The organism is Aeromonas sp. R4-3 (assembly GCF_040908275.1).
Classification (GTDB): domain Bacteria; phylum Pseudomonadota; class Gammaproteobacteria; order Enterobacterales; family Aeromonadaceae; genus Aeromonas; species Aeromonas rivipollensis.
The window spans coordinates 99743-124555 of record NZ_JBFODK010000004.1; the positions used below are offsets into that span (position 1 = coordinate 99743).

The 24813-nt window shown below is 61.4% G+C and carries 20 protein-coding genes and 1 pseudogene; 11 read left to right on the forward strand and 10 right to left on the reverse strand.

What is annotated here, in order from left to right; translation table 11 throughout:
- Positions 1-117: 117 nt before the first annotated feature.
- The 3 genes from AB5Y91_RS01465 to AB5Y91_RS01475 are packed head-to-tail and all read right to left on the reverse strand — an operon-like array spanning position 118 to position 5886.
- Positions 118-1533: an efflux transporter outer membrane subunit gene (locus tag AB5Y91_RS01465; protein ID WP_368168907.1), complete on the reverse strand. Its 1416-nt coding sequence runs from the start codon at positions 1531-1533 to the stop codon at positions 118-120.
- Entirely contained in the window at positions 1526-4675 is a 3150-nt protein-coding gene (locus AB5Y91_RS01470; protein ID WP_059168624.1) for an efflux RND transporter permease subunit, read from the reverse strand. The genes AB5Y91_RS01465 and AB5Y91_RS01470 overlap by 8 nt, the downstream gene beginning before the upstream one ends.
- Positions 4676-4692: 17 nt before the next feature.
- Positions 4693-5886: an efflux RND transporter periplasmic adaptor subunit gene (locus AB5Y91_RS01475; protein ID WP_163135250.1), complete on the reverse strand. Its 1194-nt coding sequence runs from the start codon at positions 5884-5886 to the stop codon at positions 4693-4695.
- 152 nt (positions 5887-6038) lie between these two features.
- Between AB5Y91_RS01475 and AB5Y91_RS01480 the strand changes: the two genes are divergently transcribed.
- From AB5Y91_RS01480 to AB5Y91_RS01490, 3 genes are all read left to right on the forward strand, one after another.
- On the forward strand, positions 6039-6680 hold the full coding sequence (locus AB5Y91_RS01480; RefSeq protein WP_059168626.1) for a TetR family transcriptional regulator: 642 nt from the start codon (positions 6039-6041) through the stop codon (positions 6678-6680).
- 99 nt (positions 6681-6779) lie between these two features.
- The gene (locus tag AB5Y91_RS01485; RefSeq protein WP_368168908.1) at positions 6780-7448 is read left to right on the forward strand and encodes a class I SAM-dependent methyltransferase; all 669 of its coding nucleotides are present in this window, start codon (positions 6780-6782) and stop codon (positions 7446-7448) included.
- A 117-nt stretch (positions 7449-7565) separates the two neighbouring features.
- Positions 7566-8744, forward strand: coding sequence for a dicarboxylate/amino acid:cation symporter (locus AB5Y91_RS01490; RefSeq protein WP_025327613.1), 1179 nt, complete (start codon positions 7566-7568; stop codon positions 8742-8744).
- A 73-nt stretch (positions 8745-8817) separates the two neighbouring features.
- Here AB5Y91_RS01490 and tesB read toward each other — a convergent pair whose 3' ends face one another.
- From tesB to AB5Y91_RS01520, 6 genes are all read right to left on the reverse strand, one after another.
- A complete protein-coding gene (tesB, locus tag AB5Y91_RS01495; protein WP_139744958.1) occupies positions 8818-9681 on the reverse strand; it encodes an acyl-CoA thioesterase II in 864 nt (287 codons plus the stop codon).
- A 205-nt stretch (positions 9682-9886) separates the two neighbouring features.
- On the reverse strand, positions 9887-10810 hold the full coding sequence (gene rluB, locus AB5Y91_RS01500; protein ID WP_005323472.1) for a 23S rRNA pseudouridine(2605) synthase RluB: 924 nt from the start codon (positions 10808-10810) through the stop codon (positions 9887-9889).
- A 111-nt stretch (positions 10811-10921) separates the two neighbouring features.
- On the reverse strand, positions 10922-11494 hold the full coding sequence (gene scpB, locus AB5Y91_RS01505) for an SMC-Scp complex subunit ScpB (protein WP_025327615.1): 573 nt from the start codon (positions 11492-11494) through the stop codon (positions 10922-10924).
- Between the two features lie 93 nt (positions 11495-11587).
- Entirely contained in the window at positions 11588-12451 is an 864-nt protein-coding gene (locus AB5Y91_RS01510; protein WP_041204511.1) for a ScpA family protein, read from the reverse strand.
- Between the two features lie 25 nt (positions 12452-12476).
- Positions 12477-13097 carry an L-threonylcarbamoyladenylate synthase gene (locus AB5Y91_RS01515; RefSeq protein WP_103244556.1) on the reverse strand — a complete coding sequence of 207 codons (621 nt, stop codon included), beginning with the start codon at positions 13095-13097 and terminating at the stop codon, positions 12477-12479.
- A gap of 138 nt (positions 13098-13235) precedes the next feature.
- Entirely contained in the window at positions 13236-14117 is an 882-nt protein-coding gene (locus AB5Y91_RS01520; protein ID WP_289984127.1) for a PHP domain-containing protein, read from the reverse strand.
- A 421-nt stretch (positions 14118-14538) separates the two neighbouring features.
- Between AB5Y91_RS01520 and AB5Y91_RS01525 the strand changes: the two genes are divergently transcribed.
- The 8 genes from AB5Y91_RS01525 to AB5Y91_RS01560 all read left to right on the forward strand — a co-directional run bounded on the left by AB5Y91_RS01525 (position 14539) and on the right by AB5Y91_RS01560 (position 23899).
- Complete coding sequence (locus AB5Y91_RS01525; protein WP_103244553.1) at positions 14539-16176, forward strand: anthranilate synthase component 1; 1638 nt, start codon at positions 14539-14541, stop codon at positions 16174-16176.
- On the forward strand, positions 16169-16768 hold the full coding sequence (locus tag AB5Y91_RS01530) for an aminodeoxychorismate/anthranilate synthase component II (RefSeq protein WP_103244552.1): 600 nt from the start codon (positions 16169-16171) through the stop codon (positions 16766-16768). Before AB5Y91_RS01525 ends, AB5Y91_RS01530 begins: the two co-directional genes overlap by 8 nt.
- 9 nt (positions 16769-16777) lie before the next feature.
- The gene (gene trpD / locus AB5Y91_RS01535; protein WP_163154004.1) at positions 16778-17791 is read left to right on the forward strand and encodes an anthranilate phosphoribosyltransferase; all 1014 of its coding nucleotides are present in this window, start codon (positions 16778-16780) and stop codon (positions 17789-17791) included.
- On the forward strand, positions 17788-19275 hold the full coding sequence (gene trpCF, locus AB5Y91_RS01540; RefSeq protein ID WP_368168909.1) for a bifunctional indole-3-glycerol-phosphate synthase TrpC/phosphoribosylanthranilate isomerase TrpF: 1488 nt from the start codon (positions 17788-17790) through the stop codon (positions 19273-19275). Before trpD ends, trpCF begins: the two co-directional genes overlap by 4 nt.
- Positions 19276-19472: 197 nt before the next feature.
- Positions 19473-20666, forward strand: a complete 1194-nt coding sequence (gene trpB, locus AB5Y91_RS01545; protein ID WP_368168910.1) for a tryptophan synthase subunit beta — start codon at positions 19473-19475, stop codon at positions 20664-20666.
- Entirely contained in the window at positions 20663-21469 is an 807-nt protein-coding gene (trpA, locus tag AB5Y91_RS01550; protein ID WP_368168911.1) for a tryptophan synthase subunit alpha, read from the forward strand. The genes trpB and trpA overlap by 4 nt, the downstream gene beginning before the upstream one ends.
- Before the next feature lie 951 nt (positions 21470-22420).
- Complete coding sequence (locus tag AB5Y91_RS01555; RefSeq protein ID WP_290043833.1) at positions 22421-23164, forward strand: toll/interleukin-1 receptor domain-containing protein; 744 nt, start codon at positions 22421-22423, stop codon at positions 23162-23164.
- Positions 23165-23299: 135 nt separating this feature from the next.
- Positions 23300-23899: a hypothetical protein gene (locus tag AB5Y91_RS01560; RefSeq protein ID WP_368168912.1), complete on the forward strand. Its 600-nt coding sequence runs from the start codon at positions 23300-23302 to the stop codon at positions 23897-23899.
- A 466-nt stretch (positions 23900-24365) separates the two neighbouring features.
- On the opposite strand, the pseudogene AB5Y91_RS01565 reads toward AB5Y91_RS01560, so the two are convergent.
- Positions 24366-24812 (reverse strand): annotated as a pseudogene (locus AB5Y91_RS01565) (metal-dependent hydrolase); the annotation flags it as partial.
- Position 24813 lies beyond the last annotated feature (1 nt).

A 24813-nucleotide genomic window follows, 5' to 3' on the forward strand; every position in this document is an offset into this window, starting at 1 on the left:
GGTCTGGGCGGGTTTCTCCCCGCGACCAGGCTGGGCTTTGCATGGTCAATCGTACCTAAAAAAACAGGGCGAACCGTATGGTTCGCCCTGTGGCTGTGACGTTGTCGGCGAGAGAGACTAGCCCTGCCCTTCGGAGGCCACCGGGGCCTCCTTGGGTGCCTGCCAGCCGCCACCGACCGCCTTGTAGAGGGCGACCTGGTTGCTGAGCTGGGCCAGGCGGGTGCTGATCAGCCCCTGTCTGGCGCTGAACAGAGAGCGCTGGGCATCCAGCCTCGTCAGATAGCTGTCCACCCCTTGCTCGTAGCGGAACTCCGCCAGCTTGAAGTAGGTCTGGTTGGCATCCACCAGATCCTGCTGGGCCTGCAACTGTTGCTGGTAGTCCGCCTGGGCGCCGAGGGTATCTGCGACCTCCTTGAAGGCGGTCTGGATGCTCTTCTCGTAGCTCGCCACCGCCTGCTTGGTGCCGACCTCGGCCACGTCCAGATCCGCCACCCGCTTGCCACCGTCGAAGATGGGCAGGTTTATCTGGGGCATGAAGGTCCAGGTGCCGGTGCCGCCGTCAAACAGCCCGCTCAGCTGGTTGCTGGCGGTACCCGCCGTCGCGGTGAGCGAGATGGTCGGGAAGAAGGCGGCACGGGCCGCGCCTATATTGGCGTTGGCCGCCTTCAGGCTGTGCTCCGCCGCCAGTATGTCGGGCCGCTGTTGCAGCAGGCTGGAGGGGGCGCCCACCGGGATGGCCGCCAGTTGAACCTCGGCCAGGGTCGCCGGTTGCCCCTCCAGCACCGGCACATCCGTGCCGAGCAGCAGGGCCAGACCATTTCTGTCCTGTTTCACCTGACGCTGGTATTGCGCCTGGCTGACACGGGCGTTCTCAAGTGCCGTACGCCCCTGCGCCAGCTCCATCTCGGAGGCGGCCCCCAGCCGGTACTTGTGCTGGGTCAGGGCATAGCTCTCCTGCTCGGTCGCAAGGGTCGCCTGGCTCAGCGCCAGCAGCTCCTGATCCGCCAGCAGGGTGAGGTAGGCATTCGCCACCGAGGCGATCAGCGCTATCTGGGTGCTGCGCTGGGTCTCGATTTGCGCCAGGTAGTTCTCCAGCGCCTGATCTTTCAGGCTCTGGATCCGGCCAAACAGGTCCAGCTCATAGGCGGTGATGCCGATGTCGGCGCCGTACTGGCTGCTGATGCCCCCCTGCCCCGTGCCGCTGAGATCGTCGGATCCCTGCTGACGGGTGCCGGAGCCGCTGGCGGCCAGGGTCGGCAATTGAGCCGCCCGCTGGATCCGGTATCTGGCCTCATAGGCCTCGACGTTGAGGGCCGCGAGCCGCAGATCCCGGTTGTTCTCCAGGGCGGTGTCGATCAGCTTTTGCAGCGCCGGATCGAGGAACTGTTGCTGCCAGGGCGCCAGCGCCCCCTGGGTGGCGAGGTTCTCTTGCCAGGAGGCCCCTTGCGGCACCTCAGGGCGTTGGTAATCGGGGGCCATGGAGCAGGCCCCCAGCAGCAGCGTCACACTCAGGGCGACCAGGGTCTTAGTCATGTTGGGTCTCCTTGGTCAGCGCGGCGCGCTCCTCGGCTGAACTCTGCTTGGTGAAGTAACGCATCACCAGCACGAAGAAGAGCGGCACGAAGAAGATGGCGAGCACTGTGGCCGTGATCATCCCCCCCATGACGCCGGTACCGATGGCGTTGCGGCTGCTGGCGCCGGCACCAGTGCTTATCACCAGCGGCAAGACGCCGAGGATGAAGGCGAGGGAGGTCATCAGGATCGGACGCAGACGCTGGCGGGAGGCTTCCACCACCGCATCGCCGAGCTTCATCCCCTTGTCATGGAGCTCCTTGGCGAACTCCACGATCAGGATGGCGTTCTTGGCCGACAGCCCGATAGTGGTGAGCAGGCCCACCTGGAAATAGACGTCATTCTCCAGGCCCCGCAGGGTGGCCGCCAGTATGGCGCCCAGCACCCCGAGCGGCACCACCAGCATGACGGAGAACGGAATGCTCCAGCTCTCGTAGAGGGCCGCCAGACAGAGGAAGACCACCAAGAGCGAGATGGCGTAGAGCGCCGGCGCCTGGGAGCCTGCCTGACGCTCCTGGAAGGAGAGCCCTGTCCACTCTATGCCAATGCCTTCCGGCAGCTGTTTCACCATCTGCTCGATGGCCGCCATGGCGTCACCGGTACTCTTGCCGGGGGCCGCTTCACCGACGATCTCCATGGCGGAGACGCCGTTGTAGCGCTCCAGGCGCGGCGAGCCGAAGCTCCACTCTGTGCTGGCGAAGGCGGAGAAGGGCACCATCTGGCCCGCGCTGTTGCGCACGTACCACAGCTTCAGATCCTCCGGGTTCATCCGGAAGGGGGCATCCGCCTGCAGGTAGACCTTCTTGACCCGGCCTCTGTCGACGAAGTCGTTCACGTAAGAAGAGCCCCAGGCCGCCGACAGCGTGTTGTTGATGTCGCTGATGGAGAGCCCCTGGGCCAGCGCCTTCTCGTAATCTATCTTGATGTCGAGCTGGGGGGTGTCTTCCATCCCGTTCGGGCGCACCCGCACCAGGTTGGGATCCTGCGCCGCCATGCCGAGCAGCTGGTTACGGGCCTGCATCAGCTTCTCGTGCCCCAGACCACCGCGGTCCTGCAGGAAGAAGTCGAAGCCGGTGGCCGTGCCGAGCTCAGGAATGGGAGGCAGGTTGAAGGCGAAGACCTGGGCTTCCTTGATGCTGAACAGATAGCCCATGGCGCGGCCTATGATGGCATTGGCACTGCGCTCCTCGCCTTTACGCTCGCTCCAGTCCTTCAACTTGATGAAGGCCATGCCGCTGTTCTGGCCGCTACCGGCGAAGCTGAAGCCCGCCACCGTCAGCACCGAATCGACGTTGTCCTTCTCGTTCTTGAGGAAGTAGTCGCGCATGTCGGCCAGCACCACCTCGGTACGCTCCTTGGTGGCCCCCACCGGCAGCTGCACCATGGACATGATGACCCCCTGATCCTCTTCCGGCAGGAAGGAGGTAGGCAGGCGCATGAACAGCACCGCCAGCACCGCCAGCATGGCCAGATAGATGATGCTGTAACGGGTCCCCTGCTTGATCACCTTGCGCACGCCGTTCTGGTAACGGTTGGCATTGGTGTCGAAGAAGCGGTTGAACCAGCCGAAGAAGCCGCGCTGGGCACCGAACTCCCCGTGTTTCATGGGTTTGAGTAGGGTGGCACAGAGCGCCGGGGTCAGGATCAACGCCACCAGCACAGAGAGCACCATGGCCGAGACGATGGTGAGGGAGAACTGGCGATAGATGGCGCCGGTCGAACCGCCGAAGAAGGCCATGGGCACGAATACCGCCGACAGCACCAGGGCGATGCCCACCAGGGCGCCGGTGATCTGGGTCATGGACTTGCGGGTCGCCTCAAGCGGGGAGAGCCCCTCCTCGCTCATCAGCCGCTCCACGTTCTCCACCACGACGATGGCGTCATCCACCAGCAAGCCGATGGCGAGCACCAGACCGAACATGGTCAGGGTGTTGATGGAGAAGCCGAAGGCCGCCATGACCCCGAAGGTACCGAGCAGCACCACGGGCACCGCTATGGTCGGGATCAGGGTCGCCCGGAAGTTCTGCAGGAACAGATACATGACGCAGAACACCAGGAAGATGGCCTCGATCAGCGTCTGCACCACCTCCTCGATGGAGATCTTCACAAAGGGCGTGGTGTCGTAGGGGTAGACGATCTTCATGTTGGCCGGGAAGTAGCCCGACAGCTCATCGAGCTTGCCGCGCACCTCGTCCGCGGTATCCAGGGCATTGGCCCCGGTGGCCAGCTTGATCGCCAGCGCCGCCGTGGCCTGACCATTGTAGAGGGCGGAGGCATCGTAGCTTTCGCCGGCGAGCTCGACCCGGGCTACGTCCTTGAGCAGCACCTTGGAGCCATCCTGATTCACCCGCAGCAGTATGTTGTTGAACTCCTCCGGGGTGGAGAGACGGGTCTGCCCCATGATGGTGGCGGTGAACTGCTGATCGTTCACCGCAGGGGTGCCCCCCAGCTTGCCGAAGGCCACCTGGGCGTTCTGGGCCTGGATGGCGGCCTGCACGTCTCCCGGGGTCATCTGTACCCGGTTGAGCTTGTGGGGATCCAGCCAGACACGCATGGAGTACTGGCTGCCGAACAAGGTGATGTCACCCACCCCATCCAGTCGGCTCAGGGGCTCCTTGATGTTGGAGACCACGTAATCGGCGAGATCGTCGTTGGTCATGCTGCCATCGGTGGAGATGAAGGCGGCCACCATCAGGAAGCTGCTGGAGGTCTTCTGAACCCGCACACCCTGCTGCTGTACCTCTTGGGGCAAGAGCGACATGGCCTGCTGCAACTTGTTTTGCACCTGCACCTGGGCGATGTCGGGATCCGTGCCCGGCTTGAAGGTGAGGGTCACGCTGACGTTGCCGGACGAATCGGACTGGGCAGACATGTAGAGCAGGTGATCCAGCCCGGTCATGTTCTGCTCGATGATCTGGGTCACCGAGTCTTCCACCGTCTTGGCGGACGCCCCCGGGTAGCTGGCGGAAATGCCAACGGCCGGCGGGGCTATGGTCGGGTACTGGGCGACCGGCAGGCCTATGATGGCCATGGCCCCGGCCAGCATGATCACCAGGGCGATTACCCAGGCGAAAATGGGTCTGTCTATGAAAAATCGTGCCATGAGGCGACTACTCCATCCTACTGCTTGGTGACCTGGGTCTGATCGGCTTGTGCTGTCGTGGTGTTGCTGGCGCGCTCAGCGGGCGCCACCAAGGCACCGGGTTTGACCTTCTGCAGACCAGCCACTATCACCTTCTCGCCGGCCTTGAGGCCGGACTCCACCACCCAGCTGTCGCCAACCACGCGGCTGAGCTGCACTTCCCGCAGCTCGACCTTGTTGTCCGCGGTCACCACCATGACGGTGGCACCGCCTTTGGGGGTGCGGGTCACGGCGGTCTGCGGCACCAGCAGGCCTTGCGGGCGCTCGCCCTCTTGCAGGGTGGCGCGCATGAACATGCCGGGCAGCAGCAGATCATGGGGATTCGGGACCAGGACCCGCAGGGTCACCATGCCGGTGGTCTCGTCCACTGTCACGTCGGAGAACTGCAATGAGCCCTCTTCGCTGTACTGGCTGCCATCTTCCAGCTGGAAGCGCACCTTGGCGCCCTTGCTCTCGTCCTGGACGAGCTTGCCGGCAGCGACCTGGCGCTTGAGGCGCAGCAGATCGGCGGTGGACTGGCGCACGTCCACATACATGGGATCGAGCTGCGAGATGGAGGTGAGGCTGTCGGCCTGCTGGGCGGTGACCAGGGCACCCTCGGTCACCGCGGACTTGCCGATGCGACCGCTGATGGGGGCGGTGATCTTGGTATAGGCCAGGTTGATGTTGGCGCTCTGCAGGGCGGCCTTGGCGGCCCCAATCTCGGCGACCTGCTGTTTCCAGGCCGCGTCGGCGTCGTCATACTCCTGGCGGCTGATGGCTTTCACCTTTACCAGCTCGGCATAACGCTGGGCCTTGAGGCGGGCACTCTGCTCGTTGGCCTGTGCCTTGGCCAGGTTCGCCTTGGCGCTGGCGACGGCGGCCTGATAGACGGCGGGATCGATCTGGTACAACAGCTGGCCGGCCTTGACGTCGCTGCCTTCGGTGAACAGGCGCTTGAGGATGATGCCATTCACCTGGGGACGCACCTCGGCCACCCGCAGGGGGGCGGTGCGGCCGGTGAGCTCGGACATGAGTTGCAGCGGTGCGGCATGGAGAGTGACCACGTCCACGGCGGCAGGCGGCATCTCGCCCGCCCCTTGCCCGGCCTCGCCCTTGTCGCCACAACCAGCCAGCAGGCCGCTTGCCAACAAGGCAAGGCCCACCGAACGTGCGAGAATGTGTTTATGCATGGAGTTTCTGAGCCTCTGTTTCAAACAAAAAAAACCACAAAACCACAGGGTTTATAGGGCCCCTGTTGGTAAAACTGCGAAGATGAGGCAATATACATACATTCATAAATGTATGTAAGTAACTTTTTCCCCTTTTAACAGGTACAGATCCGATGGCCAGAAGAACCAAAGAAGAAGCGCAGCAGACCCGCTGCCACATCATGAGCACGGCCCTGAATCTGTTCTGCCAACAGGGATTGGCGAAGACCAACCTGACCGACATCGCCAAGGCGGCAGACCTGACCCGGGGTGCCATCTACTGGCATTTCAAGAACAAGGAGGAGCTGTTCGTCACCCTGTGGGAGGAGCTGTGCGCCCCCCTCTCCCACCAGCTCGATGCCTGTGTGGATGAGCAGGAGCCGGATCCCCTCGGCAAGCTGCGCCTCTTCCTCAAGGAGGTGATATGCAAGATCAGCACAGAACCCGCCCACCAGCAGATGTTCACCATCATGTTCAATCTGGAGTCGCTGGAAGGAGAGGCCATCTCCCTGCGGGATCACATGCGTCAGCAATCCATCAACTTCTTCCGGGATCTGGAGATCACCCTGGGCAACGCAGTGCGCCTCGGCCACCTGCCCCAAGGGCTGGATCTGCGCCGCGCCACCACGCTGCTGCACTGCACCCTGGATGGTTACATCATCAACTGGCTGCACTTCCCGGAGCGCATCAACCTTGTTCAGGAGGCCGACTTCCTGCTCGACACCCTGTTCGGCCTGCTCGCCAACCCCTCGCCCTCGCTTCTGCGCCGCCCCTGATTGTGCTGGCGCCGCCAAGGGCCGGGGAGGATCCTCAGCAGATCTGAACAGAGCGGGGCAAATTTGCTAGAGTAGCCGCCCACCTTAGAGACGAGCCCTATGCCACTGTCACTCTCACCCGCCCAAGGCACCCAAAGCGCTGCCCTTCAGGCGCCCCGTCCCGCCCTCATAGGCCAGGCCCACTCCCCCTTTCTGGCCCGCCTGCAGCCGGGCGCCCATCTGCTGGAAGCCGGCTGCGGCGCGGGGGAGGATCTGCACCATTTTCGGGAGCTGGGGTTCATGGTCACCGCCTTCGATGCCAGCCTGAGCCAGGCCAGCGCCGCCTCGCGCCTGTGCGGCCAACCGGTGCGGGTCTGCCGCTTCGAGCAGATGCACAACGTGCTGCCCTATGACGGCATCTGGGCCAGCGGCTCGCTGCCCTGCCTGACCGAGGATGAGCTGGCCCCTGCCCTGATGCACCTCGCCGGCCTGCTCAAACCCCAGGGACTCCTCTACTGCTCCTTCCCCTATGGCGAGAGTGAACCCGCCAGCCCCTTGCCCCCCTCACAGGAGGAATATCCGCTGCTGACCCGGCTCGATGAGGCCCGGTTGACGCAGCTGATCGCCCCCCTGCCGTTTGAGCTGCATCAGAGCTGGTGCAGCCAGGATGCGGTACACGGCCGCTGGCTCCATGCCCTGCTGATCCGCGACCCCAATCCCGCCACAATTAATCAATATCGCGGCCGTCGATCCAGACAGGGTGCCCGACGTGATTCAGCATCCAGATAACAATATTTAACTCTGAGTTAACCAGGTGATGGCAGACAAGATGCGGCGTTTGTGTTAAAAAGCGGCATTAAAATCAAGATTAAATAACAAAACAGACACCAACACCTGGATTCCCCCATGAAACTCGTCCTCAATCTGATTGCCGGCATCCTCGCCGGTCTCCTGCTCGGCCTCTACGCCCCGGAATGGGTCGCACGGGTGCTGTTCACGGCCAAGACAGTGATAGGTCAGCTGATCACCTTCACCATTCCGCTCATCATCCTGTTCTTCATCATGAGCGGCATCGCCAGCCTGCCGAAGAACTCCGGCAAGCTGCTCGGCAAGACGGTGGCCCTCTCCTACTGCTCCACCATACTGGCGGGCCTGTTTGCCTTCACGGTGGCGAGCCAGCTGATCCCGCAGCTGACCACGGCCGCCGAGCCCACGGCGCAAGCCGCCATCAAGCTCAGCTCCTACATCAACCTCGAGATACCGCCGCTGTTCGGGGTGATGTCGGCACTGGCCGCCGCCTTCGTGTTCGGCATCGGCATCAGCGCCACCCAGGCCACCGACCTGCGCCGGGTCGCCGATCAGGGCCGTGACATCATAGACCGCCTGCTGGCCCGCGTGATCATCCCGCTGCTGCCCTTCTACATCGCCGGTGTCTTCGTCGAGATGACGGTGGAAGGCACCGTCTTCGCCACCCTCAAGACCTTCGGCGTGGTGCTGGTGATGGCCATCGTCATGCACTGGCTCTGGCTCTCCGTGCTCTTCATCGGCACCGGGCTGGCGCTGGGCCGCTCCCCCGCCATGCTCATCAAGAACATGCTGCCCGCCTACTTCACCGCGCTCGGCACCATGTCCAGCGCCGCCACCATCCCGGTGGCCCTGCAGGCCAGCAAGAACAACGGCGTGAGCGACGGCATCGCCAACTTCACCGTGCCCCTGTGCGCCACCATTCACCTCTGCGGCTCCACCATCACGCTAGTGACCTGCGCCACCGCTGTGATGTTCCTCTCCGAGCACCTGGCCATCCCGGGCTATGGCACCATGCTGCCCTTCATCATGATGCTCGGAGTCATCATGATTGCGGCGCCGGGTGCCCCCGGCGGCGGCGTCATGTCGGCGCTCGGCCTGCTCACCTCCATGCTCGGCTTCGGGGAAGCCTCCATCGCCCTGATGATCGCCCTCTACCTGGCCCAGGACAGCTTTGGCACCGCCTGCAATGTCACAGGTGACGGCGTCATCGCCCTCTGGGCCGATCGCTTCGCCCAGGGCGAAGAGACCCTGGCCGCCCCACAGCGGGACGCCGCCTGAGGGCCTGCGCCGCAATAAAAAAACGGGAGCCACTGGCTCCCGTTTTTGTTGATGACTGCCTGTGAAGGAAGGCTCAGCCCCGGCGGCGGATAACCCCCTCCTGCGCTGTGCTCGCCACCAGCACGCCGTCACGGGTGAAGAACTGACCGCGTACCAGACCACGGCCGCCGCTGGCGCTCGGGCTGTCCACCACATAGAGCAGCCAGTCATCCAGCCGGAACTCCCGGTGGAACCACATGGAGTGATCTATGGTCGCTACCTGCATGTCCGGCTCCCAGTAGGAGACCCCGTGGGGCTGCAGGGCGGTCAACAGGAAGTTGAAATCAGAGGCATAGGCCAGCAGGTAGTTGTGCACCCGCTGGTCATCCGGTATCTGCCCATTGGCCTTGAACCAGACGTGACGCAGGGGCGCCTCTATCGCCGGACGGATGGGGTCAACCAGGGTCACCGGGCGGATTTCGATGGGCTGCTCGCAGAGGATCTTGTCGCGCAGGGTGGCCGGGATCAGCTGCTCGTAGGGACGCACCAGCTCCAGCTCGCTCTTGAGCAGTTCAGGCGGGGTGATCCCCACCGGCATTTGGGCCTGATGCTCGAAGCCGCTGGCCTCCACCTGAAACGAGGCGTTGAGGTAGAAGATGGGCTTGCCGCCCTGAATGGCCTTGACCCGGCGGGTGGAGACTGTCTGACCGTCGCGGATATTCTCAACGTCATAAACGATGGGACGAGTCACATCCCCGGGGCGCAGGAAGTAGGAGTGGAAGCTGTGGACCTGGCGATCGCTAGCCACCGTCTGCTTGGCGGCTGACAAGGCCTGCCCCATTACCTGTCCGCCAAACACGGCCCGCAGACCGAGATCCTGGCTCTGGCCCCGAAACAGGCCCTCCTCTATTTTCTCCAGCGCCAGCAGTGCCAGCAGCTCATCCAGTACCTTGCTCATTCTTATCTCCTGTATTCAGTGCGGGAAAGGCTAACAAGCCCGCCCCGCCAGGGCAACCTTGCTGACACCCATTCTCCCGAAGCCACCCTTTTCCGACCTCCTCCTTCAAAAGGGGGAGGAGAATCGCCACAAACAAAAAGCCCGCACCAGATGGTGCGGGCTTTTGCCTGGCCCGGGCCGACCACGTCATGCCACAGGCATCGGCTTACTTGCTGCCGGTGCCGGAGTTGCGGGTCGAGGCTTGCGGCTTGCGACGGGCCGTGGTGCTGCGAGCGCGCGGCTCCTTGCCCTGCATATCCTTGTGGCGCTTGACGGCACGACGGATCTGGGCGGCCTGCTTGTGGCGGGTGCTCTTGCCATCCTGCTGCAGGTCGACCTTGGACTCGGTCTCGTTGGGCAGGTTGACCAGGCCGCGCAGGTAGTTCACCTCGGGCAGTTTGAGCTCTTGCCAGCCACCGCGGGGGATGCCGCGATCCAGGGTGACGTCACCGTAGCGAATGCGCATCAGGCGGCTCACCTGCACTTCCTGGGATTCCCACAGGCGGCGCACTTCACGGTTGCGACCCTCGGTCAGGGTGACGTTGAACCACTGGTTCAGCCCTTCACCGCCGGCCGGCTTGATCTTGTTGAACTTGGCCATGCCGTCTTCAAGCTGCACGCCCTTGCGCAGGCGCTGCAGCATGGCTTCGGTGATCTCGCCAAAGACGCGCACCGCGTATTCCCGCTCCACTTCGTGGCTCGGGTGCATCAGCCGGTTGGCCAGCTCGCCGTCGGTGGTGAACAGCAAGAGGCCGGAGGTGTTGACGTCGAGGCGGCCGACCGCAATCCAGCGGGCCCCGTCCATCTTGGGCAGACGATCAAACACGGTGGGACGACCTTCCGGATCGTGACGGGTACACATCTCCCCTTCGGGCTTGTGATACGCCAGCACGCGGCAGATCTGCTCCTCGGCCGCACGGGTCTTGACCTGGTGACCATCCACCCGGATCACGGCGTTCACTTCGACGCGATCCCCCAGCATGGCGACCTTGCCATCCACGCTGACCCGACCTGCGGTGATCAGGGCCTCCATCTCACGACGGGAGCCTTGACCCGCGCGGGCCAATACTTTTTGCAGTTTTTCACTCATCGGGTTTACCTGATTGTTGATCGCTGCCCGCTGACATAGCGGACAACATTGACTCCTGTGACGCGCCCTCTGGGCATCGTCACCACGTTCATTCTCAAGACGGCCTGCCGCTTATTGACCGTCGCTCCCCTCGCCCAGCATGACCGGCAAGGGGGAGTGCAGTTCGGGATCCAGCTCGGGGAGCTGCTCCAGACTCTGCAGATTGAAATAGTCCAGAAATTCTCGGGTGGTGGCGAGCAGCTCGGGGCGACCCACCACCTCCTTGTGACCTATGCTGCGCACCCAGCCGCGCTCTTTCAGGGTATTGATGATCTGGCTCGATACCGCCACCCCGCGGATGGCCTCTATCTCGGCCCGGGTGATGGGCTGACGATAGGCAATCAGGGTCAGCGTCTCCAACACGGCGCGCGAATAGCGGGGCGCCCGTTCACTCCACAGGCGCGACAGCTCCTCGGCATACTCCTGGCGGGCCTGGAAGCGCCAGCCGGAGGCGACCTCCTTGAGCTCCACCCCCCGCTCGCTGTAGTCCTGCCTGAGCTCCGCCAGCAGCAGCTGCACATAGCGGCTGGTCACCGGATAATCCGCCAGTACGCTGCTTTTCAGCTCGCTGACATTGAGCGGACGACCGGCCACGAACAGCGCCGCCTCGATCAGGGTTTTTAAGCGTTCAGCAGGCAGCGCCATCACGCATCCCTCCCTGAATCAGGGTATTGAGTCGTTCAGTGGGCAGCACCACGGTTGCCCTCCCCGTCCGGACTGCCCGGGGCGAACCGCCACTCAGTGTACCTGCTCATGCTCTCCCCCTTCCCCCTGGCTCGCCAATGCAAAATGGATCGGCCCCAAGGGCTCGGCCTGCAGGATCCAGATAAGCTGCTCCTTGCACAGCTCCAGCAGGGCCAGGAAGGTCACCAGCACCCCCATACGTCCCTCTTCGGCCCGCAGCACCTGCTCCAGCCGCAGGGTCTGGCCCAGGGAGAGCATGGCGAGGATCTCCGCCATCCGCACCCGGGTCGGGATCTGCTCGCGGCGGATCTGGTGATGTTCAAAATGAGTCGCGCGTTTTACCACACTTTGCATGTAAAGGGCGAGCTCAACCAGCGAAACATCGGGGGTCAGCGGCTTCAAGGCGCCAAAATCCGGTGGCAGGGCGGTGGCGATGAAGATCTCCCGCTCCAGCCTCGGCAAGGCGTTGACCCGCTCCGCGCCCAGCTTGTAGCGCTCGTACTCCTGCAGCCGGCGGATCAGGGTGACGCGAGGGTCTTCTCCCTCCTCCTCGTCTTCCAGCTCCGGGGCCTTGGGCAGCAGCAGGCGGGATTTTATCTCCGCGAGCCAGGCCGCCATCAGCAGGTATTCCGCCGCCAGCTCCAGATTGAGCCCCTGCATCAGCTCCACGTACTCCATGTACTGGGCGGTGATCTGCAGGATAGGCAGGTTCAGGATGTCGAGCTGCTGACGCCGGATGAGGTAGAGCAGCAGATCCAGCGGCCCCTCGAAGGTGTCGAGGAACACCTCGAGCGCATCGGGCGGAATAAACAGATCCTGGGGCAGCTCATGGTAGGGCTGCCCCAGCACTTTGGCGATGGGCGAGGGGGCCATAGGCGGGGGAAGCAGGCCCTCCCCCGTCGCACCCGGCGCGATCATCGCCTCGGGTACGGGCTCGGCAGTATCACTCAAACGGCGTCGGATCCCCGGCACCGCGACGGCGCAACACGGGCTCGTCGTCGGAGAAGTCCACCACAGTGGTGGGCTGCTCGCCCAGATAACCGCCGTTGACCACCAGATCCAGCTGCTTGCCGAGCTTGTCGGCGATCTCTTCGGGATCGAACTCCGCCATCTCGGAGCCCGGCAGGATCAGGGTGGTGGAGAGCAGCGGCTCACCCAGGGCCTCCAGCAGGGCCAGGGCTATGTTGTTGGCGGGCACCCGGATGCCGATGGTCTTCTTCTTCTCGTTCATGAGGCGGCGCGGCACCTCCTTGGTGGCCTTGAAGATGAAGGTGTAGGGGCCTGGGGTGTTGTTCTTCACCAGCCGGAAGGCGGTGTTGTCCACCTTGGCGTAGGTGGAGATCTCCGAGAGATCCCGGCACACCAGGGTGAAGTCGTGGTTCGGATCGATGCGGCGGATGCGGCAGATGCGCTCCAGCGCGTCCTTGTTGCCCATCTGGCAGCCCAGGGCATAGCCGGAGTCGGTGGGATAGACGATGACGCCGCCGTTTTGCAGTATCTGCACCGCCTGACCGATGAGGCGAACCTGGGGATTGTCCGGATGTACGTAAAAATGCTGACTCATATGCTCTTCTCGCGATAGGGGCACACCGGGTGCCCACTTCATGGTCACGGGCCGCCTGGCCCATGACACTACCTTAACCTGTTTGGCACAGACTCGCCCGTACCAAAGACGCGATCCGACCGGATCGGCCTCCTCCTGTCAGCGGCTGGCCAACAGGCTGGCATGCTGCTCCTGGCTGAGCCCGAAGTGATCGGGGTGGCCGAGCCAGAGTGGCATGCCCTCCTTGGGCAGCCACAGATGGCGGCCCAGCTCGGTCCAGTTGGAGGGGAAATGAAAATCCGATCCCACCGAGATGTAGAGATCGTGATCCTTGGCCCACTGGCCGAGATTGGCCCGCTCCTGGGGGCTCTGCTGGGGCAGGGAGACCTCCATGGCATCGCCACCGGCCGCCTTGAAGGCCACCAGCAGCCGCTTGATCCACTTGGCGGTGAGACTGTAGCGGCTGGGGTGGGCCAGCACCGCCAGCCCGCCTGCGGCGTGAATGGCGGTGATGGCCTCACCCATCTCGGGCCACTCGGCGGGCACATAACCCTTGTTGCCCCGGCTCAGGTACTTCTTGAATACCTTTTGCATGTTGTCGGCCACCCCGCGCGCCACCAGCACCCGGGCAAAATGGGCCCGGGTCACGGCGGCGTCACCGGCGAGCTGCTTGGCCTCTTCATAGGTGCCCGGGATCTGGCACTTCTCCAGACGACGCCCTATTTCCAGGGCGCGCGCCTCGCGACGGGCCCGCTGACCGGCCAGGAAAGCGACCAGCTGCGGATTTTTTTCATCCACCCCGAGCGCCACTATGTGGATCTCGTGGTGCTCCCAACCGCTGGAGATCTCGACCCCGCTCACCAGTCGCAGCGGCAACTGCTCGGCTTTGATCGTTGCGCGGACTTCATCAAGCCCGTCAAGGGTATCGTGGTCAGTGACCGCTAACACTTCCACCCCTTTCTCGGCGGCGCGGCGCACCAGATCGGCGGGACTCAGCACGCCATCTGAGGCCGTGGTATGACAGTGAAGATCGAATCTCATCGGCTTGTTTCGCTCTCATCAGGGGGCCTGCTTGGGAAAAAGAAGGCAAAAAAGCGACTTGACTTGGCCGCGGCTTTATCGTTTTCTGTAGGCACTTCATTGCAAACATCTTTTTACAGGACTCTATTATGCAAACGACTTCCATCCTGACCATCTGGTGGTGGCACACTCCCTGACATGCGGGCGTGTGGTCGTTGCTGTACCTGTAATCTGACAGCAAATTAAGAACCCAAAGAAAAAGCCCGCTGACCCCAGCGGGCTTTTTTATTATCCGGCAAATGGACCTGTGATGAAACCGACAATTCAGACAAGTGCACTGACATGGCGATGGCGAACTCGCTGACGTGACGAAAACCCAATCCCAATTCGAGAGAAACGCCATGACCATCGGTTACACACAACACATGCAAGGGAAGGCATTATGACAGGCAACAAGACCCGGTTACCCCTGGGCGAATTCGATACCATCCGGCTCAATGCCCCTTATGTGACAGATCCCCTGGCGCTCTACACCCAGCTCTGCCAGCACAACCCCAACAACCTGCTGCTGGAATCGGTGGAGATAGACTCCAAGGCCGGCACCCAGAGCCTGCTGCTGGTGGATGCCTGCCTGCGCATCGAGTGCCGTGGCCGCACTGTGCGGGTCCGCGCCCTCACCCGCAACGGCGTCCAGTTGCAGCGCCTGCTCGAGCAGCGTTTACCCGCCGTCATCACCCAGACCCGGGTGGCGGACGAGCTGCAACTCGACTTCCCGGCCTCCGATCGCACCCTTGACGAAGACAGCCGCCTCAAGGGCAGCAGCGTGCTGGACGTGCTGCGCACCCTGCAACAGGAGCTGCAGTGCCAGCAGGGTAAAGAGGCCCTCTTCATGGGAGGCAGCTTCGCCTACGACCTCATCGCCTCCTTTGAAGACCTGCCCGAGGTGCCGGAAGGGAGCAACGACTGCCCCGACTACTGCTTCTATGTGGCCGAGACCCTGATCACCATAGATCACATCAAGCAGAGCACGGCGCTGCTGGCCTGCCTCTTTGGCGGCGAGCAGGACGAGAGCCAGCTTGATGAGCGTTACGCACAGCTGACCGCGCGCCTCGAAGCCTTCAAGCAGGCCTGCCAGCAGCCGCAACCGGTGGCGCAAGGTGCCAAGCCACTCACCGGCAACCTCCATATCGACAAGAGCGACAAGCAGTTCTGCGCCGAAGTGGAAAAACTCAAGGGCTTTATCCGCCGCGGCGACATCTTCCAGGTGGTGCCGTCCCGCAGCTTCTCCCTGCCCTGCCCTGACCCGCTGGCCGCCTATCGCCGCCTCAAGCAGACCAACCCCAGCCCCTACATGTTCTATGTGCAGGATGAGGGTTTCACCCTGTTTGGCGCCTCCCCGGAGAGCGCGGTCAAGTTCTGCGCCGCCAGCCGCCAGGTGGAGATGTACCCCATCGCCGGTACCCGTCGCCGCGGCCTCAACCCCGATGGCAGCATCAATCTGGATCTGGATGGTCGCATCGAGCTCGAACTGCGCCAGGACGAGAAAGAGGTGGCCGAGCACCTGATGCTGGTGGATCTGGGTCGCAACGACATCGCCCGCATCTCCGAGCCCGGCACCCGCTACGTCAAGGATCTGCTGAAAGTGGATCGCTACAGCCACGTGATGCACCTGGTCTCCCGGGTGGTGGGCCGCCTTCGCTCGGATCTCGATGCCCTGCACGCCTATCAGGCCTGCATGAACATGGGCACCCTGACCGGCGCCCCCAAGCTGCGGGCCAGCGAGCTTATCCGCATGGTGGAAGGCAAGCGCCGCGGCAGCTACGGCGGCGCCGTGGGCTACCTCAACGGCGCGGGGGAGATGGACACCTGCATCGTCATCCGCTCCGCCTTCGTGAAAGCGGGTCTGGCCCATGTCCAGGCCGGTGCCGGCGTGGTCTATGACTCCAAGCCCCAGGCCGAAGCGGACGAGACCCGCGCCAAGGCGGCCGCCGTGCTGGCCGCCATCGCCGCCAGCCATGGCACCTCCCTGCAAGCTCTGAGTGCCCAGCAGGAGCAACATAAGGACGTGAGCCATGACTAACATCTTCCTGCTCGATAACTTCGATTCGTTTACCTACAACCTGGTGGACCAGTTCCGCACCCTGGGCTATCCGGTGCGCATCTACCGCAACAGCCTGCCGGCGACCCGCATCATGCAGGAGATAGAAACCTGTGACGGCGACGCCGTGCTGGTGCTCTCCCCGGGACCGGGCGCCCCCCATGAGGCCGGTTGCCTCATCGATCTCATCAAGCTGGCCCGCGGCCGGGTGCCCATCCTCGGCATCTGCCTCGGTCATCAGGCCCTGTGCGAAGCCTACGGCGGCACAGTCGGGGCGGCAGGAGAGATAGTCCACGGCAAGCGCTCGCTGATTGAGCACAACGGCCACGGCGCCTTCGCGGGGCTGCAAAGCCCCTTGCCGGTGGCCCGCTACCACTCCCTGGTGGCGACCTATGTACCCGAAGAGCTGCAGGTGATTGCCCACTATCAGGGCATGCCCATGGCCATAGAGCAACGGGACGAGCGGGTGCTGGGATTCCAGTTCCACCCGGAATCCATCATGACCTCGGAAGGGGCCCGCCTGCTGACCCAGGCGCTCGCCCACATCACCCGTCCAGAAAGCCACGTGCGGTAAGGAGACCCCATGCATCATCATCTCAACACCCTCTATCAGGGGCAGTCTCTGACCCGCGACGCCGCCCGCGACGCCTTCGGCCAGGTGGTCCGTGGCGAAGTGGATCCCATCGTCCTCGCAAGCTTGTTGACTGCTCTCAAGATCAAGGGGGAGACCCCGGAGGAGATCGCCGGCGCCGCCGAGGCGCTGCTGGCGGAGGCCCGTGATTTCCCGCGTCCGGACTATGCGTTCTGCGACATCGTCGGCACAGGTGGCGATGGCCTCAACACCATCAACGTCTCCACCACCTCGGCCCTGGTGGCCGCCGCCTGCGGCCTCAAGGTGGCCAAGCACGGCAACCGCTCGGTCTCGAGCAAGTCGGGTTCCAGCGATCTGCTGGACAAGATGGGGATCAAGCTCGACATGAGCCCGGAGCAGGCCCGCCGCTGTCTGGACCAGCTCGGCATCTGCTTCCTGTTCGCCCCCCAGTACCACGCCGGGGTGCGCCACGCCATGCCGGTGCGCCAAGCCTTGAAAACCAGGACGCTATTCAACGTCTTGGGGCCGCTTATCAACCCCGCCCGCCCCAGCTACCAGCTGATGGGGGTCTATGCCCCCGAGCTGGTGCGTCCCATCGCAGAAACCCTGCTGGCACTGGGGCTGAAAACCGGTATGGTGGTACACGGCGCCGGGCTGGACGAAGTGGCCATTCACGGTCCGACCCAGGTGGCCGAGATCCGTGACGGCGAAATTCGCGAATACCTGCTCACCCCGGCAGACTTTGGCCTCGAGACCTACCCGGTCAGCGCCATCCAAGGGGGGGAACCGGAGGAGAACCGCGCCATCACGGACGCCATACTGGCGGGCGAAGGCACAGCGGCTCACAACGCCGCCATCGCCGCCAACGTGGCGCCGCTGCTGGTGATGGCGGGCAAGGCCCCGGACTTCAAGCAGGCGGCCGCGCAGGTGCTGGCCAAGCTTGCAAGCGGTGAAACCCGCCTGCTCGCCCAGGCACTCGCCACCCTGAGCCATCAGGAGGCATGATGTCAGTCACCACTCACGGCAGCCAACAAGGCAGTACCACTCTTAGCAAGGATATCGAGATGCTCGACCCCCTCTCCTCCCCCGATGCCTTCCTGAATCGGGCTTCCATCAACCAGACCATCCTCGGCAAAATCGTGGCCGCCAAGCAGGAGTGGGTCGCGGCCCGCAAGCTGGCCCAGCCCCTGGCGAGCTTCCAGGGCACCCTGGTACCAAGCGATCGTGACTTCGAGGGGGACCTGCGCGCAGGCTCCACCCGCTTCATTCTCGAATGCAAGAAGGCCTCCCCCTCCAAAGGCTTGATCCGCGACGACTTCAGCCCCGAGGCCATCGCCGACATCTATGGCAACTACGCCACCGCCATCTCTGTACTGACCGACGAGCAGTTCTTCCAGGGGGATTTCGCCTTCCTGCCCAGGGTGCGTGCCCGGGTCAAGCAGCCGGTGCTGTGCAAGGACTTCATGATTGACCCCTATCAGGTCTATCTGGCGCGCCACTATCAGGCGGACGCCATACTGCTGATGCTCTCGGTGCTCACCGACGAGGGCTATCGCGCCCTGTTCAAGGTTGCCAAGGAGCTGGGCCTCGGGGTGCTGACCGAGGTGAGCAATGCAGAGGAGCGGGATCGCGCCCTGGCCCTCGGCGCCCCCGTGATTGGCATCAACAACCGGGATCTGCGGGATCTCAGCGTGGATCTCGCCCGCACCAAGCAGTTGGCCAAAGATATTCCGAGCGATCGGGTGGTGATCAGCGAGTCCGGCATCAACCACCGCGCCCAGGTGGCGGATCTGCGCGCCCATGCCAAGGGCTTCCTGGTGGGATCCTCCCTGATGAGCGAGCCGGATCTGGAGGCGGCGGTACGCAAGCTTGTGCTGGGCCAGAACAAGGTGTGCGGCCTCACCCGCCCAGAAGATGCCGCCGCCGCCCATCAGGCGGGAGCCCTGTTCGGTGGCCTCATTTTTGTCGCGAAAAGCCCGCGCTATGTGGACATTCCCGCCGCCCGCGCCGTCATGGCCGGGGCGCCGCTTATCTTTGTCGGGGTGTTTCGCAATGCCCAGCCCGCCACCATCGCCAAGACGGTGGAGGCCCTGAACCTCGCCGCCGTGCAACTGCACGGGGATGAAGACGCCGCCTATATCCAGACCCTGCGCGCTCTGCTGCCGGCGGCTTGCCAGATCTGGAAGGCGGTGGGCGTCACGAGCGGCGAGCCGCTGCCCGCCCTCGACTACCCGGCGGATCGCCTGCTGCTGGATACGAAAGTCGGCAGCCAGAGCGGCGGCACAGGTCAGGCGTTCGACTGGGCCATGCTGGCGAGCCTGGATAAATCTCGCCTGATGCTGGCGGGGGGGCTTAATCCCGACAACGCCCTGCAGGCCGCCCAGGTGGGTTGCCTCGGCCTCGATTTCAACTCCGGGGTGGAGAGTGCCCCGGGCCAGAAGGATGCGCACAAGATAGCGGCGGCCTTTGGCGCCCTGCGCCAACTGTAAGAGTGCCCTGCGCGCCCTCTGAACATGCACCAAATTAATGAACTGCATTTGCCTATAAGCACAAGGAATAATCTATGACTCTGCTCAACCCGTTTTTCGGTGAATTTCGTCGATGACATGTATGTGCCCCAGCCATACGCCTCAGCCCGCCAAGGCTCATACCTGATCTCAATTGCAGAATGTAAAGGAAGATAACCATGACCCTGCTCAACCCGTTTTTCGGTGAATTTGGTGGTATGTACGTACCCCAGATCCTGATCCCCGCCCTGCTCCAGCTGGAGAAGGCCTTCGTCGATGCCAAGGATGACCCGGCCTTCGTGGCCGAATTTGGGGAGCTGCTCACCGAGTATGCCGGTCGCCCGACCCCCCTCACCCTGACCCGCAATCTGACCAAGGGCACCAAGACCCGCCTTTACCTCAAGCGTGAAGATCTGCTGCACGGCGGCGCCCACAAGACCAACCAGGTGCTGGGCCAGGCCCTGCTCGCCAAGCGCATGGGCAAGAGCGAGATCATCGCCGAGACCGGCGCCGGTCAGCACGGGGTCGCCACCGCACTGGCCTGCGCCCTGCTCGGCCTCAAGTGCCGGGTCTACATGGGTGCCAAGGATTGCGAGCGCCAGAAGCCCAACGTCTTTCGCATGAAGCTGATGGGGGCCACAGTGATACCTGTGCATTCGGGCTCATCCACCCTGAAAGATGCCTGCAACGAGGCGCTGCGTGACTGGGCTGCCAACTACGACAGCGCCCACTACCTGCTCGGCACCGCAGCCGGCCCTCACCCCTTCCCCACAATCGTGCGGGAGTTCCAGAAGATGATCGGCGAGGAGGCCAAGGCCCAGTGCTTCGAAAAAGAAGAGCGCTTGCCCGACGCCGTGATCGCCTGCGTCGGCGGCGGATCCAACGCCATCGGCATGTTTGCTGACTTTATCGATGAGCCTTCGGTGCGTCTGATCGGGGTCGAACCCGGTGGTCACGGCATCGAGAGCGGCGAGCATGGTGCACCGCTGGGGCACGGCAGCAAGGGGGTCTTCTTTGGCATGCACTCCTACCTGATGCAGGACAAGCAGGGGCAGATTCAGGAGTCCTACTCCGTTTCAGCGGGGCTCGACTTCCCCTCCGTCGGCCCCCAGCACGCCCATCTGGCTTCCATCGGCCGCGCCGACTATGTCTCCATCACCGACAAGGAGGCGCTGGACGCCTTCCAGGAGCTGGCCAAATCCGAGGGGATTATCCCTGCGCTGGAGTCCTCCCACGCCCTGGCCCATGCCCTCAAGATGGCTCGCAGCGAACCCGAGAAAGAGCAGGTACTGATCGTCAACCTCTCCGGCCGTGGCGACAAGGACATCTTCACCGTCGCCGACATTTTCGAGAAAGAAGGAACCCTGTCATGAATCGCTACGCACAACTCTTCTCCCGGCTGGATGCCGTCAATCAGGGCGCCTTCGTGCCCTTCGTGATGCTGGGTGACCCCACCCCCGAACTCTCCCTGGCCATCGTCGATGCCCTGGTCGAGGGGGGCGCCGATGCGCTCGAATTGGGCATTCCCTTCTCCGATCCGGTAGCGGACGGCCCCACCATCCAGGGGGCTGCCCTGCGCGCCTTTGCCAGCCACACCACCCCGGACGACTGCTTCACCCTGCTCGCCCGCATCCGCGCCAAGTACCCGCAGCTCCCCATTGGCCTGCTGGTCTACGCGAATCTCGTTTATGTGCGCCATATCGACGGCTTCTATGAGAAGTGCCAGCAGGCAGGGGTGGACTCTGTGCTGGTCGCCGACGTGCCGGTGCAGATGTGTGCCCCCTACAAGGCGGCGGCCGACAAGTTCGGCATCGACAGCATCTTTATCGCCCCGCCCAACGGTGACACCGAGACCCTGAAAGCGGTGGCCGAGCTCGGCTCTGGTTACACCTACCTGGTGAGCCGCGCCGGCGTAACCGGTGCCGAGACCAAGGCCGGCATGCCGGTGGATGGCCTCATCAACACCTTGCGCGAGTTCAATGCCCCCCCCGCCCTGCTCGGCTTTGGCATCAGCGAACCGGCCCAGGTGCGCGAGGCCATCAAGGCCGGCGCCGCCGGTGCCATCTCCGGCTCCGCCGTGGTGAAGATCATCGAGACCCACCACAAGAACCCGGAGCATATGCTCACTCGTCTGAAGGAATTTGTGGAAGGGATGAAGGCCGCGACCAATCGATAGGGAATGGCATTAGCCAAATGCCATTGGCCGTGTCTGAGGAAAGGGAGCCTGATAGGCTCCCTTTTGTTATCCGGCTTCAGCGGTTGGCTTCTCTGTAGGTCTGATTAGCGAAGCGTAATCAGACGTTCGCGGAGTTGATATGATGGCGCGGCTTCGCCACGCAGGACGCGAGGGCTCAGCCCTCGACGGGGTTTCGCCCGCCCTTCGGGCTGGGGCGAGTGACTTTGGAAAGACCCAAAGTCACCAAAGGTCTTCTCCCCCGCTTATTCGCCCGACTGACGTCGGGTTCCTTCGGCTCACCCTCTTGTCCAACGGCACGCGCCGATGGGCCGTCCATGGCCCAGCGCCGCTCGCTCGGCATCCTGCCTCGCGGCCTGGACAAGAGGGCTCACCTCAGCGAACAAGAGGGGGATCAAAACCGTACCAGCCCACAGCCCCGTCTAACCGCAGATATGCCCCCTCTCCCCTCGGGAGAGGGCTGGGGTGAGGGGAGTTCCACACTCTCTACCAGCCCTCGGCCCACAAAAAGCAGCGGTTGCTCACTAATTGATTGAACCAGCTCAGATTTCTATCAACCACCCCTTCCCATGCCTCGATCAGAGCCCTTAAGATAGCCAAACGACAATCCATCTCTCGGAAGAACGCCATGACAGCGATTGTTGTTATCTCGCAGGTTAACAGCAGCGAACTGGGAGCTGTCACTCAGGGGCGGTAGCGTGGTTTTTGTAGGTTTGCGCAGAGCGGAGCGAAGCCCAACAGGCGAGCATTATTGCCCCCACCAGAGTGGGATAAACAAGGATGTAGCAGATCCGTAAAACAGATTTACAGATATATTCCGCGGTAAACGTTGGGCTTCACTTCATTCAGCACCAACCTACTATTTTTAGCCCAACATACGAGATGTGAAGTGAAAAAATCTAACTGCATCTAGTTTAAACATCAGGATAGACAATGAATCCACCAAGAGCTTTTATTTCATACTCACATGATACAGCCCCACATAAAGAGTGGGTTTTAGATTTTGCAACCACACTTAGAAATCGAGGAATTGATGCAGTCTTAGACCAATGGGATTTGAAACCAGGAGATGATTTACCCCATTTCATGGAAACACAGCTAGAAGCAGCTGACTACATTCTTATGATATGTACTGAGAAATATGTTGAAAAAGCTAATGCTGGAGAAGGTGGTGTTGGCTATGAAAAAATGATTATGACATCCTCGTTGTTATCAAAAATTGATAGCCGTAAAGTTATACCAATTATTCGACAGTCTGGAACTGATTATCGCCCAACGTTTTTAAAATCGAAGCTATATATCAATTTCTCTAACAATTCAGATATTGAATATAGTTTTGACGATTTACTTAGAACACTGCTAAATGCCCCGCTATATGAAAAGCCAGCAATCGGTGAAAATCCATTCAAACCAATGGAAAGTGCTAGACCAGATAGATCAGCTGATGGCGTTAAAGAAGTGATGAAAGCTGTAGCTAGATGCTATGAAGGAAGAGAGTATGACTATATATGGTATAAATCTCTTATGCTAAACGTATCTATGCATAGATTTACGCTTGATAAGTATATTGAACAAGCATGCAATCAAAACCTACTAACCTGGTACTCCAATGAGAAATTAAGCATTACAAAACAAGGCATTAGTTATTTGGAGCAACATGGCATTATAGACGAGTAAAAAATTAGGATGCCCACCTTTCTGATCACAAAAAAACACGAAATAGGGGCCTCAGCTTTGTTTGGCATTTCCTGCCCATTACGCGAGAGTTAGGAAATTCAAATTTTCATTATAATTACCAGCAAAGGAAATAAAATGAACAGAATAATATCTTTTATTATTATGCTATTACCCGGTATCGCGCAAGCCTTAGAAGCACCACAAATCGTCCGAGAAAAGGTAAAAGAACAACTCGCCTACACAGAATGTAGCAATCTTAAGTTAGATGACTGGCAAATCTATCCAAACCAATATATCGACGATTCAAAATTTCTCTACCATAAAATGGTCGATGGCAATGATATTATCGTATTAGATATTGGCGCAGCACAAAAGGACGGTGAACATTGCTATCTGGGAGGTAGTGCAGGCACGCCATTAGTCGTATTTATTAAAGCACAAAATGGTCAATGGGATATAGCCTTTGACAGTGAACTTGCAGTTCAAGAACATACTTGGAAGAAACAAAACGGTAGAGATCAACTAATACTTGCTCTACACGGTAGCTACTGTAATGGTGCTGGAGCTCAGGAGTGTTGGTCAGCACTCGAACTCAGAGGAACAAAATTTACTCAAGTTAAAAAACACTCAGACTATAAAAAATCGCCATACAGCAGTGGTGAAAATAATGTTATTCGTTCTTATGCACCAAGTAACTCTATTGCAAAACCACTAAATCAGGACCCCAAAATTTAGAACACTCATCTTTCTGGACAATACATAAATCTCAAATCAGGGACACCCACCTTTCTGAACAAGGCATAACATAGCCAACATTCAAATGATGGATGTCCCAGCTCCGCTGCATCTCAACCCCAAAAATTAACGTGGGAAAATTTGAAAAGTTGCATGACAGAAAGAAGCCGAAAAACAAAACGACTGGCCATCATCTGCTTTTCCCTGTTTCTGTTAAGACTCGGATTTCGCGCCTTTGGCTATGACCTGCTTTATCACAATCCAAATGATCCATACGGTATATCGGACTTGATTGAAGTGGTGTTAGCCCTCATATATCTGGTGAGCTTGGGTCTCTGCATACTGCATGCCCTGTGGATATCACTCCGGCACTGGGATCAAGGTGCCTTGGGAGCCTCAGCCATGCTAGCTCTCTGTGCCGTCCAGTGGCACAGCTATGGCTATCTTCATCACCTGGCCGCCAGTCTCAGCATCCCCTAGGACCCTTTTCCCACACCCGCCATCCCATCAACACCAGCATCAATACAACCCCTGGCAGCCAGACCCAGTAGACCTCGGAGAGGATCACCGCCTCACCTCGGGCGGTGAGGTAGGCCTCCAGCTTGAAGGGGGCGACCCGGATCACTTGCCAGGAGGCAAAGAAACGCTCGTCCAGCCACGGCCAGAGCCAGCCAACCCCCTTGCCGCCGGTGGTGAGGGAATCGAGCAGGCTGTGGGAGAGCAGAGAGACCAGCAGAAACGACCAGACAGTGGCGACGCTCGCCCTAAGCTGGCGATGAAACAGCATGGCCAGAGTGGGCAGAGCAAAGGCAAACAGCAGGGAGTGGGTAACGCCGCGGTGGCCAAAGACATGGCCGTAGGCGACCCCGAGCTTAAAGGCAAGCACGTCGGCATCGGGCAGCATGGCGATGGCA

What these genes read in the sequence shown, in the direction of transcription:
- AB5Y91_RS01465 (WP_368168907.1), bottom strand. Translation starts at nt 1,533, where the DNA reads ATGACTAAGACCCTGGTCGCCCTGAGTGTGACGCTGCTGCTGGGGGCC.
- AB5Y91_RS01470 (WP_059168624.1), bottom strand. Translation starts at nt 4,675, where the DNA reads ATGGCACGATTTTTCATAGACAGACCCATTTTCGCCTGGGTAATCGCC.
- AB5Y91_RS01475 (WP_163135250.1), bottom strand. Translation starts at nt 5,886, where the DNA reads ATGCATAAACACATTCTCGCACGTTCGGTGGGCCTTGCCTTGTTGGCA.
- AB5Y91_RS01480 (WP_059168626.1), top strand. Translation starts at nt 6,039, where the DNA reads ATGGCCAGAAGAACCAAAGAAGAAGCGCAGCAGACCCGCTGCCACATC.
- AB5Y91_RS01485 (WP_368168908.1), top strand. Translation starts at nt 6,780, where the DNA reads ATGCCACTGTCACTCTCACCCGCCCAAGGCACCCAAAGCGCTGCCCTT.
- AB5Y91_RS01490 (WP_025327613.1), top strand. Translation starts at nt 7,566, where the DNA reads ATGAAACTCGTCCTCAATCTGATTGCCGGCATCCTCGCCGGTCTCCTG.
- tesB (WP_139744958.1), bottom strand. Translation starts at nt 9,681, where the DNA reads ATGAGCAAGGTACTGGATGAGCTGCTGGCACTGCTGGCGCTGGAGAAA.
- rluB (WP_005323472.1), bottom strand. Translation starts at nt 10,810, where the DNA reads ATGAGTGAAAAACTGCAAAAAGTATTGGCCCGCGCGGGTCAAGGCTCC.
- scpB (WP_025327615.1), bottom strand. Translation starts at nt 11,494, where the DNA reads ATGGCGCTGCCTGCTGAACGCTTAAAAACCCTGATCGAGGCGGCGCTG.
- AB5Y91_RS01510 (WP_041204511.1), bottom strand. Translation starts at nt 12,451, where the DNA reads ATGATCGCGCCGGGTGCGACGGGGGAGGGCCTGCTTCCCCCGCCTATG.
- AB5Y91_RS01515 (WP_103244556.1), bottom strand. Translation starts at nt 13,097, where the DNA reads ATGAGTCAGCATTTTTACGTACATCCGGACAATCCCCAGGTTCGCCTC.
- AB5Y91_RS01520 (WP_289984127.1), bottom strand. Translation starts at nt 14,117, where the DNA reads ATGAGATTCGATCTTCACTGTCATACCACGGCCTCAGATGGCGTGCTG.
- AB5Y91_RS01525 (WP_103244553.1), top strand. Translation starts at nt 14,539, where the DNA reads ATGACAGGCAACAAGACCCGGTTACCCCTGGGCGAATTCGATACCATC.
- AB5Y91_RS01530 (WP_103244552.1), top strand. Translation starts at nt 16,169, where the DNA reads ATGACTAACATCTTCCTGCTCGATAACTTCGATTCGTTTACCTACAAC.
- trpD (WP_163154004.1), top strand. Translation starts at nt 16,778, where the DNA reads ATGCATCATCATCTCAACACCCTCTATCAGGGGCAGTCTCTGACCCGC.
- trpCF (WP_368168909.1), top strand. Translation starts at nt 17,788, where the DNA reads ATGATGTCAGTCACCACTCACGGCAGCCAACAAGGCAGTACCACTCTT.
- trpB (WP_368168910.1), top strand. Translation starts at nt 19,473, where the DNA reads ATGACCCTGCTCAACCCGTTTTTCGGTGAATTTGGTGGTATGTACGTA.
- trpA (WP_368168911.1), top strand. Translation starts at nt 20,663, where the DNA reads ATGAATCGCTACGCACAACTCTTCTCCCGGCTGGATGCCGTCAATCAG.
- AB5Y91_RS01555 (WP_290043833.1), top strand. Translation starts at nt 22,421, where the DNA reads ATGAATCCACCAAGAGCTTTTATTTCATACTCACATGATACAGCCCCA.
- AB5Y91_RS01560 (WP_368168912.1), top strand. Translation starts at nt 23,300, where the DNA reads ATGAACAGAATAATATCTTTTATTATTATGCTATTACCCGGTATCGCG.